This window comes from Candidatus Marinimicrobia bacterium CG08_land_8_20_14_0_20_45_22 (assembly GCA_002774355.1).
GTDB lineage: Bacteria > Fidelibacterota > UBA2242 > UBA2242 > UBA2242 > 0-14-0-20-45-22.
In genome coordinates, this window is the sequence record PEYN01000017.1 from 1 (window position 1) to 13,600 (window position 13,600).

General features: G+C 43.5%; 12 protein-coding genes. 9 read left to right on the top strand and 3 right to left on the bottom strand.

Translation table 11 applies throughout. From position 1 onward, the window contains the following. On the top strand, positions 1–752 hold a 752-nt coding region (locus COT43_00900), incomplete at its 5' end, for a hypothetical protein (protein ID PIS30765.1). A 185-nt stretch (positions 753–937) separates the two neighbouring features. Next, the gene (locus tag COT43_00905; protein PIS30791.1) at positions 938–1,945 is read left to right on the top strand and encodes a cytochrome C biogenesis protein CycH; all 1,008 of its coding nucleotides are present in this window, start codon (positions 938–940) and stop codon (positions 1,943–1,945) included. 129 nt (positions 1,946–2,074) lie between these two features. On the opposite strand, the gene COT43_00910 is transcribed toward COT43_00905, so the two are convergent. The 3 genes from COT43_00910 to COT43_00920 all read right to left on the bottom strand — a co-directional run bounded on the left by COT43_00910 (position 2,075) and on the right by COT43_00920 (position 4,612). After that, a complete protein-coding gene (locus COT43_00910) occupies positions 2,075–3,265 on the bottom strand; it encodes a 23S rRNA (cytosine(1962)-C(5))-methyltransferase RlmI (protein PIS30766.1) in 1,191 nt (396 codons plus the stop codon). Positions 3,266–3,316: 51 nt separating this feature from the next. Further along, complete coding sequence (locus COT43_00915; protein PIS30767.1) at positions 3,317–4,264, bottom strand: calcium:proton exchanger; 948 nt, start codon at positions 4,262–4,264, stop codon at positions 3,317–3,319. Between the two features lie 75 nt (positions 4,265–4,339). Beyond that, positions 4,340–4,612 carry a hypothetical protein gene (locus COT43_00920; GenBank protein ID PIS30768.1) on the bottom strand — a complete coding sequence of 91 codons (273 nt, stop codon included), beginning with the start codon at positions 4,610–4,612 and terminating at the stop codon, positions 4,340–4,342. Positions 4,613–4,770: 158 nt separating this feature from the next. Between COT43_00920 and COT43_00925 the strand changes: the two genes are divergently transcribed. From COT43_00925 to pgk, 7 genes are all read left to right on the top strand, one after another. Continuing rightward, the gene (locus tag COT43_00925; GenBank protein ID PIS30769.1) at positions 4,771–5,451 is read left to right on the top strand and encodes a hypothetical protein; all 681 of its coding nucleotides are present in this window, start codon (positions 4,771–4,773) and stop codon (positions 5,449–5,451) included. Next, positions 5,452–6,186: a hypothetical protein gene (locus COT43_00930; GenBank protein ID PIS30770.1), complete on the top strand. Its 735-nt coding sequence runs from the start codon at positions 5,452–5,454 to the stop codon at positions 6,184–6,186. Next, entirely contained in the window at positions 6,183–6,530 is a 348-nt protein-coding gene (locus COT43_00935) for a histidine triad nucleotide-binding protein (protein ID PIS30771.1), read from the top strand. Before COT43_00930 ends, COT43_00935 begins: the two co-directional genes overlap by 4 nt. A gap of 136 nt (positions 6,531–6,666) precedes the next feature. Then, complete coding sequence (gene smc, locus COT43_00940) at positions 6,667–10,191, top strand: chromosome segregation protein SMC (protein PIS30772.1); 3,525 nt, start codon at positions 6,667–6,669, stop codon at positions 10,189–10,191. Positions 10,192–10,194: 3 nt separating this feature from the next. Next, complete coding sequence (locus COT43_00945; GenBank protein PIS30773.1) at positions 10,195–11,574, top strand: hypothetical protein; 1,380 nt, start codon at positions 10,195–10,197, stop codon at positions 11,572–11,574. 48 nt (positions 11,575–11,622) lie between these two features. Next, complete coding sequence (locus tag COT43_00950) at positions 11,623–12,303, top strand: hypothetical protein (GenBank protein ID PIS30774.1); 681 nt, start codon at positions 11,623–11,625, stop codon at positions 12,301–12,303. A 93-nt stretch (positions 12,304–12,396) separates the two neighbouring features. After that, positions 12,397–13,593: a phosphoglycerate kinase gene (gene pgk / locus COT43_00955; GenBank protein ID PIS30775.1), complete on the top strand. Its 1,197-nt coding sequence runs from the start codon at positions 12,397–12,399 to the stop codon at positions 13,591–13,593. Positions 13,594–13,600: the final 7 nt, after the last annotated feature.

The window sequence follows — 13,600 nt, forward strand, 5'->3', positions numbered from 1 at the left end:
ATAATGTTAATTCTATTCCCGAAATAATAGCGGCAGTTGTCGGATATGCTCAATCAAGAATGAGAAGAGACGGGATGTTCTTTCTAATCGATGTCGGTGCTTCCACTGTCGATATTTCAATGTTTAATCTCTTTAAAAAAAAAGAGCAAGATAGAGTATACAGAATATTATGGGCTGATATAGGAGGATTTGGCGTTCTGTCTAGGCATCTGAAAAGGTTGAAATCTCTACCTGACATTGAACAAGAAAGAATTCAAAAATTATTGCAGATTAAAGATTGCATGGACCCGATTCCAGATATTTTTGAATATATTCTAAGCGATGAAAAACCTCTCATTTCAAAGGCTGATAAAGAATTTCAATTTGACCTAAATAAATTAATTGCTGGAGTTATAACAAAAGTAAAAAAAGATCAAAATCCACGCGCACAAGAATGGAAACAGGGAGTTCCAATATTTATTACTGGTGGAGGTTATGAAATAGAATATTACCGAAATACCGTTATGAATAAATTTATTTATTTAGAAAATACTGGTATCAGCAGACCGGATTTTGTTGAAATACCTATACCTGTTGACTTGAAAATCGATTCCCAAGCTCCTAATATTATTCGTAGATTTTCATCCGCATACGGACTAAGTTTTAGAGTTGAGGAGATTGGAGACATTAAAGGGGCATCATCAATTGAAGCAATAAGTAAGATTGAAAAAAAGATTAGTTATTCTACATGGGATGATACTGAACCGGGTTGATTATGTAAGAAAACGACAGGAAAACTACTATAGAGGATAAGAGCGGAGAAAAGGAGAACGAATTAATTTATTGCTTTACTGAGCTCAAAGTGAAAATCCGATCAACATTAACGCTTGTTTTGCACACAAATACGGTAAATGTTAAAGTAAAATTGTTGCGTTAAAAAAGAGGAGTTGAATAAATGATAGAAACCAACGACAAAATCATTATTTACCAGCCGCCCGAAGGGTTGCCGGCGCTGGAAGTTCATCTCGAAGAAGAGACGGTCTGGTTGACACAAAAACAAATGGGCGATTTATTTGGGAAAAGTTATAAGACAATTTCACGACATATAAATAACATTTACCGTGAAAGCGAATTGGTCCGGAACTCAACTGTCTTGTTTTTTGAGACAGTTCAGACTGAAGGGGATCGAGAAGTTATCAGAAATCTTGAATACTTTAACCTGGATATGATTATCTCGGTTGGTTATAGGGTCAATTCAAGGCGCGGCACCCAATTCCGCATCTGGGCGACTAATGTTCTGAAACAGCATATCATTCAAGGCTATACGGTCAATGAAAAACGGTTACAGGAGGCGCGGGAAAATTTCCGGAGATTAAAAGACAGCGTTGAGATTTTCCAGCGGGTTGTGGAAAACCGGACATTGACCGATACCGAAGCTAAGGGGATTGTACAAGTAATCCGGGATTATGCGCACGCCCTGGATATGTTGGATGGATATGATCGCCAGAATCTGACAATTCGGAATGTAAATCGGAATGAGCGTTATAAACTGGATTATGATAAGGCATGTTCAGCCTTACAGGATTTGATAGATATTGAATCCCGGAAACCGGAACGCGGCAATCTATATGGCAAAGAGCGCGGCAAGATTTTACATGGGATCATCGCTTCAGTATATCAGACTGTTGGCGGACAGGACGCTTACCCGAGCATTGAAGAAAAAGCCGCACATCTGCTCTATTTCCTGATTAAGAATCATCCTTTTATTGATGGTAATAAGCGCATTGCCGGAGCTCTGTTTCTCTGGTTTCTGGAACAGAACCGCTGGCTTTATAATGCCGATGGTAGCAAACGGATTGCTGATAATGCTCTGACTGCACTCTGCCTGCTAGTTGCCCAAAGTGATCCGAAGGAAAAAGACCTGATTGTTAAAGTGATCATCAACCTGATTAACAAGGATAATTAATATTATGACCGACGCTTCTTCATTAGTATCGAAACTCTGTAAGACGTCGACAATCTGCCAGAGCCGGATGAGATTGTAAATAAAATCGTCGCGATCCAGATAAAGCGATTGTTTTTAAGGCAAAACCACTCATTCCGCCCGGCAGACGAGTCCCTTCAGGTAAGTCCCTTCGGGGAAAGCGAGCGCGGTCGGATGGTCGGGCGCCTGTGTGAGCCGTCTGATGATTTGCGCATTGCGTTTGGCGTCAAGAGCCGCGTCGGCGACGATCTTTTGAAATAGTTCCGGCGTCATCAGTCCTGAACAGGAAAATGTGAACAGAATGCCATTTTTCCGGAGAAGTTTGAACGCCAGCAGATTGATGTCTTTGTAGCCGCGAGCGGCACGTTCGAGATTGCTTTTTGATTCGGCAAATTTAGGCGGATCAAGAACGATCAGATCGAACATTCGGTTGGCGTTCCGGTATTCGCGCAGGACTTGAAAAACGTCGCCGGCGACATTTTCAATCCGGTCGGTCGGCAATTCATTGCGTTTGGCATTTTCAAGACTGATTTCAAGCGCAGTCGCCGAGGCGTCAATGTTGGTAACATGCGCGGCGTCATTTTTGAGTGCGAATATTCCAAATCCACCGGTGTAAGAAAAGCAGTTCAACATTTCAACATTCGATGAATATCTGCCAATAAGTTTTCGATTTTCGCGTTGATCCAAGTAGAAACCGGTTTTATGTCCGGTTTTCACATCGACGAGAAATTTCAGACCGTTTTCCAGGATTTCGATGAGATCGGGCGGTTCGGCTCCGGCAAGAACACCGGCAACGAGCGGCAAACCTTCCTTTTCGCGGACTTCGACGTCCGAACGCTCATAGATTCCGGCATTGGGAATCAGCGTGTTCAGTTGTGCAATGATCTCATTTTTCCATTTTTCGGCTCCGGCGGTGAGAAATTGACAGACGAGAAAACCGCCGTACTTATCGACGATTAATCCGGGCAAACCGTCGGATTCGGCGTTGACTAAACGAAAAGCCGTAGTTTCTGGATCGGCGAGGAAATCTTTACGGGAATCGATCGCGTGCTGAAGACGACCGGCGAAAAACCGTTCGTTAATTGGTTCGTCGGCATTAAATGTCCACATTCGGACGGTGATCTGTGACTGCGGGGAAAAAGCGCCGCGCCCCAGAAATCGTTTATCGGTTGAAAAAACATCAACGGTATCGCCGCTGACGGGCGAACCCGAAACGGAATGAATTGCGCCGGAAAATACCCATGGATGGAAACGCAGAAGCGACCGTTCGCGCCCCGTTTTTAAAATGACAGAAGTTTCCAAATCTTTTCTCTTTGTATCTTTCCCCCAAAAACGGGGTTTAATCTTTCATATTTATTTCGGCCAGAGATAGAATAGATAACCAGTGTAAACGAGTAGCAGAAGTGCGCCTTCCAATCGTTTAATTGTATAGCCTGTTCGCATCAGTGGGAGCAGGAGCACGGCGGTCATGATCATTACAAACATATCCGTCATTGCGATGCCGGTTCCGTCGATCGGATGAACCAGCGACGCGATTCCAACGATCGCCAGTAGGTTGAAAATATTCGACCCGACGATATTTCCAACCGCGATATCGGTTTCTTTACGAAAAGCGGCCACGATAGAAGTCGCCAGTTCCGGCAGACTCGTTCCGACCGAGACAATCGTCAACCCGATGACGGCTTCGCTGATACTGAGAATGCGCGCCATTCCAATGGCCCCTTTAACGAAAAAATGCGAGCCCAGAATCAACGCACCCAGACCTCCGGTGATGAAAAGGAAATCCATCGTCACGCTTCGCGTCGGTTTGGGAATGTCGTCTTCGTGGATAAATTCGATTCCTTTTTGATATTGCTTTTTAGCGTAAATCAGGCTGAAAGTCGTGTAACCAACGATTCCCAGAAAGAGACTAAGTCCCTCCAAGCGTGTAACCTGAAAATCTAAAAAGATGATGAAGAACAGAACGGAAACACCGATCAGAATCGGCATATCGATGATAACGAGCTGACGGTGGATTTTCACCGGACAAATCAGCGCAGACAATCCCAAAATGACGGCGATGTTGAAAATATTCGAGCCGAGGACATTCCCAATGGATATCGCGCCGTGCATGTCGGTGGCGGCTTCGATAGAAACGACTAATTCCGGGGCGCTGGTTCCAAAAGCGACAATAGTCAATCCGACGAAAAGCGGGCTGAGTCCCCAGCGGAGTGAAACCGAACTACCGCCTTTGACAAGACCTTCAGCCCCAATATAGAGCAACGCCACGCCAATAACTTGAAGCATGATGATCGTAAACATTTTATCTTAAAAATCCTTTCTTTCTAATATGAACTGTGTGAAGCAGTTGATTCGCTCTCGTCAGAATCAGTTTTTCTATTCGATCAAATGATATTTTCGAAATCCGAGTCCCAATTGTTCGGCATGTGCTAATTGCACTGCCACAAAAAGTTTTGCACCGTTCGCGACGAATTCACTGGGTGAGATAATCTCGTCTAATCCCGCTTTTTTAAACAAGATTTTCAGGCGATTCTTCGTTCGGTCGATTGGTTCACCGCGGGTCATTTTCATGAAGTGAACTTTACTAACTAACATACTATTGACTTTCAAAATTCGTGGAAATTTAACGAAATATTCTTCGGATAACATATCCAAATTGGGTTGTCTTTAAAAAATACGTGTCTCGGATAATCGTCTCATTGAATATCCGCATGCCTTTTCTTAAAACCGCTTACCGCAAAAATCTTTTGGATTCTCGGATGATAATGTAAATTCAGCCGGAAATAGAGAGAAAAAGGTCAAGACCGATGATGAGAACAAAAAAAATTAATTTGATATACATGGTTCTTCTGACACTGTGTTTTGCTGGTCTGGCGGACGCACAAACTAAATTTGCGACGAAGGAAATTCACCGTCATTTTGCCGGACTAACTTTAATCACAGCGGATCGCGGTTCCGGTGTGGGCGGATTTTACGAATGGATGTTTGGTACCTCGAACTGGATAACTATTCAAACCGATTTACTCATGGTTAAAGGCTCCGCTGATTATCCGATTTACGATTGGTATACGGGATATTATTACGAACGGACAGATAAACGCCGTCTTGTGCTCATGCCGATTTTTTTCGGATATAAACGAATCTTGTTTGCGGATCAACTGGCAAATAATTTCCGACCATTTGTCGATTTTTCTGCTGGCCCGGTTGTGGCGTTCGATCCGCCGAACATTCCCGATTTCGTCGATAGGATGAAGCAAATCGATGTTGCTTATACCGGTGCGCTGAGAATTGGCGCGGGTGTCGATTTCGCGTACGGCCCGTCAGCGATCGTATCATTTTATTTTGGTTATGAAACGATTCGATTTTCAAAGCCGCTCGATCAGGCTGAGACTTACTACAATGAATCCAACGAGCTTGTCGTTCCGTACGCGGGTATGAAAAATTATAGCGGATTAATCGTAAAGATAGGATTTGGAAAAAAGTACTAAATGCATGATTTCCAATTCTATGTTCAGCCGGATGAAGTGCATGACCGGCACGCCATTCTCAGAGGTGAAGAGCGCGACCATTGCTGTCGAGTTCTTCGGAAAAGAGTCGGCGACGTTATCTTACTTTTCGATGGAAATGGAAATCAATATGAAGCCGAAATTTCCCTAATAAACAAAGACACAATCGAATGCTTGGTTCATCAGCAACGACCGAAACTGCGCCGAATCCTTCCTGAAATTCATCTTGGAATTTGTCTTGTGAAAAATGCCGCATTGGACGAATTATTGACTACCGTTTCGGCGCTCGGCGTTCGTGCGATCCATCCGTTGATGACGCAACATTCGGTCAAGCAAAATGTCAACCCTGGACGGATGAGAAAAATCGTTTTAAATTCGGTCAAGCAGAGCGGATGTGGCTATTTACCGGAAGTCGGTGGACTTATCCGTCTGGCGGATTGGTTCAATATCGTGAAAGATTATGAGGTCAAACTCGTCGCCGAAAAGGATGATTCTCTTTCGTTGCCGGCGCTCGTTCCTCAACCGCATGAGACCGATCGAATTGCGGCGCTAATCGGTCCGGAAGGCGGATTAAGCGGTGAAAAACTCGATCTTTGCCGAGCGGCGAGATTTTCGGCTGTCAATCTGTTCCCGTATCGGCTTCGGACGGAACTGGCTACGACGGTGATGATCTCTCAACTTTACCAATATTATTCACAGCAGAGAGGTTTGAAGTGAACGAAGATTGCATTTTTTGTAAAATTGCCTCCGGACAATTTGGGACGGAATTTTTATATGAATCGGACGAGATCGTTGCTTTTCGGGATATTCATCCGCGCGCGCCGATCCATTTTCTCGTCATCCCGAAGAAGCATATCCCGAAAGTCAGCGACGTCCAACCGGAAGACGAAGCGCTGATCGGGAAAATGGTTGCGGTTGCGAATATCGTTGCCAAGCAGGAAAAAATTTCTGAGTCCGGCTATCGGCTGGTTTTCAATTGTGGTCGCGATTCCGGCCAGGATGTTTTTCATATTCATCTGCACGTTCTCGGTGGAAGAAAATTAAACTGGCCGCCGGGATAGATCAAGATTACATCCCGTTGACGTCGGGAGAAAGTTAAATGTTGGAGGAACCAAAGCGTCATTGGAAAGATTAAGTGAATGAAGATATGTTGTTTACGGAAAATCTGGACTTAAGCGCTACTAAAAGTTAGTCTGTATGTACATTTCAAAACTGAGTTTATACGGATTTAAATCCTTTTTAAAACGCTCAGAGATCGAGTTCGGGCGCGGAATCACTTCTATCGTTGGACCGAATGGCTGTGGCAAAACGAATATTGTTGATTCCTTGCGGTGGGTAATTGGCGAACAAAAATCCAGCGTGTTGCGCGCCGACCGGAATACTGACGTGATCTTCAATGGTACATCAATGAAACGACCGCTCAATATGGCGGAAGTCTCGTTAACGATCCACGACGTCACGAGTCGAACGGCGGTCGAATTATCTGACGTGACCATCACGCGCAGGCTGTACCGGAACGGCGAGAGCGAGTATTTTATCAATAAAAATCTTTGCCGGTTGAAAGACATCACCGACCTATTTATCGATACTGGGATGGGCGCAAATGCTTATTCCATCATCGAACTAAAAATGATCGAAGACATTCTCAGCGAAACGCCGGAAGAACGAAAACGTCTGTTCGAGGAAGCGGCTGGCGTCAATAAATATCGAATTCAACGAAAAGCCGCCATCCGAAAATTAGAGGCGACTCGCGAGGATTTGCTGAGGTTGAACGACATTATCGCGGAAGTCGATTCGGTAGTAAAAAACCTCAAACGACAACTTCACCGATATGAAAAATATCAGGAAATTACACAGAATCTCATCGAATCCGAAGTCTTGTTAGCGATGCGAAAAATTCTGAATATCCGCTTGAAAAGTGAGCCGATTCAACAAAACTTCCGGGCGAAGCAGGAATCCTTCGACCGCTGTGTTAGTGAATTGGCGATTCTGGAGCGCAATTGGAATGAAAATCAGTCGGAGATCGAAGAAAAAGAGGAAGTTCTTCAGCAACAAACAGACACCGTGAATTCACTTCGCTCAACCGGAAGTCAACTGGGAACAAGCGATTTGTTACTTAAAGAGCAACACCGAAATATCACTCAAACGGTCAGCCGGTTGTCCAACGAAATTGAAACGCATACAAAAAATATTTCCCTTGCAGAGGAGCGGAAAATCGCTCTTAAAAAACAACAGGCGGAAACTGGCGAAAGTCTTGTGAAAAAACGGGAAGAATTCAAAAATATTTCCGAAGCGGTAGGCGCTGTTGATCAGCAATATAAAGCGATCGAAAAAGAATTACAAACTTTGCAAGACGAGCGGTATGCACTTTTTCGACAGCAAACCGAATTTTCCGTGCGGATTTCGAGTCTGAAAGAGAATATCCGGCAACGCGGCAATGATTTGCAAGCGGTTCTAAATCGAATTGCCGAACAGGATAAGGTTGACGAACGAAGCGCAGTACAAATCGAGGAAATTCGAGGAAAAATCAGTCAATCAACTTATGAACTGGATCAGCGCAAAAATGGACTTTACCGCGAAGACGAGCGTTTTCAGGAATTATCCGATCAAGAGCAAAAACTTCGGGATGAACTCCGGAAAGTTGAATCCGAGATGGATAAACTCTCGAACCGCATCTCGTTTTATTCCGGAATTATTCAAACGAAGGAAGGATTTGCGCCCGGTTTGCAGTTCGTACTTGATCATCTGAGCGATTTCCCCGGCATTCAGGGCGCGTTCTCCGATCTGATATCGGTTGATTCTACTTATTATCTCGCTGTCGAAACGGTCATTAAAGATATTTCCCGACTGCTCGTTGCCGATTCGCAATCAGACGCACTTCGCGCGCTTGAAAAGTTGTCTTCTGTGGGAAAAGGAAGAGTGTCCGTCATTCCGCTCGATATTGATTTTCATAACTCTGAAAAAGAAAAATTCTCAGCCAAAGAATTTAAGCCATTGAGCCAATTTATTAAATGCGGTTCGTCGCTATCCAGATTGAAAGACTTTTTATTCGGTTCCATCTACGTCTGCAACGATGACGAATTTGAATCTCTGATCCAGGAAAAGAAATATTTGAACCTGTCGTTCATCACATCTCGTGGCAGGTTTCGAGATGCAAACGGCTTTTTTACAGGCGGCTCCGAGACCTCAGAATCTAGTGCGCTCGTTGGCAGAAATCAGAAATTGTATGAATTTGAGAAAAAATACGACGCACTGAAAACAGAGAGGGAAGGAATCGTCAGTCAGATTAGCAAAATCAGTTCCGATCTTCGTCAAGTCACTGCGAACCGAAATGCACTTAAGAGCGAAATTGCGAAATTTGAGGAAATACTTCAGAATGATGAAGAAAAACGCCGCGCCGTCGAATCGCTATTATCTCAATCAAACGGTATCCGGAAAAATCTGAATGAAAGCAAAATCTCTATTTCAATTGCGCTGGAAAATTTTAATGAAAAATTGAAGCGTGAAAATCCCGAAAACGACTCGATTTCCACTAAAATAACTTCCTTTGACGCGGCTATTCTTGAGAAGAAAGAAAGCCTTTCAAAAGTAAAATCTTCGCTTGATGAGCAGAACATCCGGATTCAAAATGTTCGTATTGAACTCGTCAATCTCGAAAACAATTATCGGAATCTCGTTGCCGGTTTTGAATCTGCCGACCGGTCGATTTCTAACCTCTCGAATATCCGCAATGCCGCGATTCAGGAGAAGAATAAGGACATTCAGTCGAAGTTAGAAATTGATCTGAAAATCGAATCGAATGGCGCTGAGATAAAGAAAATTTCCGATCACTTGACAAAAGCTGAACAATCTTTCATTGTAATTCAATCGGCACACCAGCGCTTACGATCGAATCAACAAAGTTTGAACGACAGGTCGACGGAAACTCGCCGGAACAAAGAGAATTTGTCGGAAGAATTAAAGAAAATGGAATTGGCTTTTTCCGAGTATAAAGCCGCTGACAGTGAAATTCGCTCTGTTCTTTTCGAGAAATACAACCGAAATGTGCCGGATGAAATGCCAGACTCATTGCCAGACGAAGAGGCGCTTCGCCGCGATGTGGAACGATACAAGCGGAATCTGGAAATGATTGGCATGGTAAATATGGCAGTAAAGGATGAATACAAACAGGAAAACACGCGGTTCAAATTCTTATCCGAACAGCGCGACGATCTGGTCACCTCGGAGAAAGGTTTAAATGAAGTTATCCTTCAAATTGACAATGTTGCGAGGGAACAATACGTCGAGATTTTTGAAAAAATCCGCCAAAATTTTCACTCTACATTTTCCATTTTCTTCGCAGGGGGAGAAGCGGATGTTAAATTGATCGGCGATCCCGATCCGCTGGAATCTCAGATCGAAATTTGGGCGTGTCCGAGCGGCAAAAAACTGCGATCTCTTAAAATGCTATCGGCTGGTGAGAAGGCGCTGACGGCGATCGCGTTGCTGTTTGCGATTTATCAGGTGAAGCCAAGTCCGTTTTGTATCTTGGATGAAGTCGATGCGCCGCTAGACGATCAAAACACTTCCCGATTTACAAATGTTCTTAAAACTTTTTCGGATAAAACTCAGTTTATCATTGTTACGCATAACAAATCGACGATGAGTATTGCCGATGTGTTATACGGCGTAACGATGGCTGAAAAAGGAGTTTCACAAATAATCTCTGCAAAATTGGAGTAACCTATGAAAAAATTACATATTGCTTTTTTAGCGTTCGTAATTTCGCTGTCGGCATCATTTTTCGCGTTTGCCGGTGAATACGATGTAGATTACGCGACATTCCGTGCTTCGGATGAGATGGATGTCGTCGAGGTCTATTTCATGATTCCTCGGAATTTGTTCAAATTTGTGCCGGTTGGAGACAAGTTTCAATCGACAATTTTGATTCGCGTCGCTCTGGCGCAACTGGACACCGTTGTCGCGATGGATCAGTGGATCATTATCGACCAAAAATCGGATACGGTTCGTGTGGCTACCAGTCAGAAAATACCTGAAATCTCTACGTTGCAGGTTAAGCCGGGTGTTTATCAATTGATCACGGTTGTTGCGGATACTAACACACGAGCTAAATACAAACAGGAGATGCAGATCAACGTTCCTGCTTATTCAGGGAAACATCTCCAGATAAGCGATATCCACTTCGGAAGCCAAATCAGCAAAACCGAGAAAAGCAACAAATTCAGTAAGTATTTCGGCTATGACATTATTCCTAATGCTAGTTCGATCTATGGTATGAAAAGTCCGTCACTTTTTTCTTTTTGTGAAGTTTATCATTTTCAGCAAGATCCGAACTCCGCGGGGACATATAAAACCCATTATGCCGTAACCGATCTCAATCAAAAAGAAATTCTTTCGTCGGAATGGAAATCCAAGATAAAGCCTGGCGACTCTGCCGTCGAGATTAATAGGTTGAACATTGCGTCGCTGGCATCAGGATTATACAACTTGAATTTCGAATGTGTGGATGAACAATCCGGAGAAACGGCGAACTATACAAAGCGCTTCTATATAGTCAAAGAAGAAAATCGCAATCTTTTATCAACGGCTTATGACGGAGAAATTTTAAAAAATCTGTCTGAAAAGGAATTGGATGAAAAATTTGGTCCAATGAAATATATTGCGACAGAAACAGAAATTAAAATGTACCGTAAATCTGATTTAGCCGGTAAACGGCAAATCATTGCCCGTTTCTGGGATCGGCGTGACAAAATTCCACAAACACCAATCAATGAAGCCCAACAGGAATTCGAAGATCGCCTGAAATATGCGAACGAACAATTCAGAACCGCTGGTCAGACTGGATGGAAGACAGATATGGGGCGAGTTTTTATCATTTACGGACTGCCGTCCGAAGTCGAAAGATTCCCCAGTTCATTGGAAAAGAAACCTTATCAAATCTGGTATTATCACGACATCGAAGGCGGTATTATCTTTGCTTTTGTCGATAAAACCGGATTTGGGAGTATGGAATTGGTGCATTCGACTGCCCGAAACGAACTACAAGACACCAACTGGGAAAGATGGATAACGCCGACAGCGACGGGAGACAACATTTCTTATTAATTGTCGATTCGGGCAATTTGATAAGAAATAATCGGAGCGATTTATCGGATGAACAACGTCTTTTTGGAAGCATACAGTGGCATTCTATCTCTGTTTTTTACGCCATTATGTTTGGTGTGTAATCAACGTCTGGAAAATCACAAAGCTGTCGTTTGCGATGAATGCTGGAATAAACTTCAGCCAATCCCGCTGGGAAGGAGTATCCGTAGGAATTTCTCAGAAAATCTGGATGTTGTTATGTCGGTATTTGCTTTTGACGAACTGTTTCAAAAGATCGTACACGCTTTGAAATATCAGGGTAAACAGTCGATTGGAGTGGAACTCGGAGTTCGAATGAGTGGATTTCTTCATTTAGAAAATATTGATGTATTTTCTGCTGTTTTAACGCCAATTCCGCTTCATCCGATTAAAATGAGAGAGCGCGGGTATAATCAGTCCGATTTGATTTCAGCCGGTCTAAGTCAAGTTCTCGAGATTCCTGTTAACACGGGAATTCTTCGGCGCATTAAAAATACACAGACTCAGACAAAACTGAATGCAATTGAGCGGAGAGAGAACATGGAGGCGGCGTTCGGAATTGGAAAACGCTTTGATAAAGATGGAATTGAGACGGTCATTTTGGTGGACGATGTATTCACGACTGGATCGACGATGAACGCCGCGGCGCAGGTTTTACGGGAAGGTGGAATGAAAAAAATTATCGGAATTACTGCCGCGGCGGCAGAGTAATCCCATTTTTCTATAATTTTCTCTTGAATTAATTAGCAGAGAAAATTAAACTCTTAGGTTATTTATCAACATGTAACAACTAGTAGGTGAAATATGGCAAGATTGACAATTGATGATCTCAAAGTAGAAGGCAAGCGGGTGTTGATCCGCGTCGATTTCAACGTTCCGTTGGACAAGAGTCAGAACATTACAGACGATTTCCGAATTCGGGCGGCTTTACCGACGATCCAAAAGTTGCTCGCCGGTGGTGCGCGGGTTATTTTGATGTCGCATCTCGGCAGACCGAAAGGGAAAAAAACGCCGGAATTTAGTCTAAAACCCGTCGCGGAACGCCTTCAGAAATATCTCAGAAACAAAGTGTATTTTTCGCCGGACTGCATCGGCATCGAAGTGAAAAGTTTGGTTAATTCGCTTCAAAACGGCGAAGTCCTGCTTTTGGAAAACCTTCGTTTTTATGCCGAAGAGGAGAAAAACGACCCCGATTTTTCCGCAAAACTTGCTGATCTGGCTGACATCTACGTCAACGACGCTTTTGGAACAAGTCACCGGGCGCATGCTTCGACGGCTGGGATTTGCCAGTATATTCCGCAAAGAGCCGCCGGATATTTATTAGAGAAGGAATTGCATTATCTTCATGATTATCTGGAAAATCCAGCGAAACCCTATACTGCGGTTTTGGGCGGTGCGAAAGTGACTGGAAAGATCGAAATCATCGAACGGTTGTTTGGGAAGGTGGATAACATCCTGATCGGTGGCGGAATGGCATACACTTTTCTAAAAGCGCTGGGTTATGAGATCGGGAAATCGCTTCTTGAAGTAGATAAAATTGCGTTAGCAAAAGAGATACTCGAAAAAGCAAAAAAGTTCGGTTGTCAGATTATTCTTCCAAAGGATGTCGTGATTGCGGATGAGGTAAGTGAAACTGCTTCCTGCGAAGTCGTTTCGATTGATAAAATTCCAGAAGACAAGATGGGAGTTGACATTGGACCTGAGACTTCGGTTATATTTTCGGAAGTCATCGAAAAGAGCAAGACCGTTTTATGGAATGGTCCAGTTGGGGTCTTCGAAATGAAGAAATTTTCCACCGGAACCGAAACTATCGCTCGCAAATTGGCTGAGATTACTAAAAAAGGCGCTGTTACCGTTGTTGGCGGCGGAGATTCTGCTTCAGCGATGGAGAAATTCGGATTGATGGATAAAGTAACGCATGTTTCTACTGGCGGAGGCGCTTCGCTCGAACTTTTAAGTGGTATGGAACTGATTCCGGTAACATTAATTTCAAACAAATAAAGGAACT

Excerpts from the sequence above, each read along its gene's own strand:
- COT43_00915 (PIS30767.1), bottom strand. The coding sequence starts at position 4,264 with ATGTTTACGATCATCATGCTTCAAGTTATTGGCGTGGCGTTGCTCTAT.
- smc (PIS30772.1), top strand. The coding sequence starts at position 6,667 with ATGTACATTTCAAAACTGAGTTTATACGGATTTAAATCCTTTTTAAAA.
- pgk (PIS30775.1), top strand. The coding sequence starts at position 12,397 with ATGGCAAGATTGACAATTGATGATCTCAAAGTAGAAGGCAAGCGGGTG.
- COT43_00930 (PIS30770.1), top strand. The coding sequence starts at position 5,452 with ATGCATGATTTCCAATTCTATGTTCAGCCGGATGAAGTGCATGACCGG.
- COT43_00950 (PIS30774.1), top strand. The coding sequence starts at position 11,623 with ATGAACAACGTCTTTTTGGAAGCATACAGTGGCATTCTATCTCTGTTT.
- COT43_00920 (PIS30768.1), bottom strand. The coding sequence starts at position 4,612 with ATGTTATCCGAAGAATATTTCGTTAAATTTCCACGAATTTTGAAAGTC.
- COT43_00925 (PIS30769.1), top strand. The coding sequence starts at position 4,771 with ATGATGAGAACAAAAAAAATTAATTTGATATACATGGTTCTTCTGACA.
- COT43_00945 (PIS30773.1), top strand. The coding sequence starts at position 10,195 with ATGAAAAAATTACATATTGCTTTTTTAGCGTTCGTAATTTCGCTGTCG.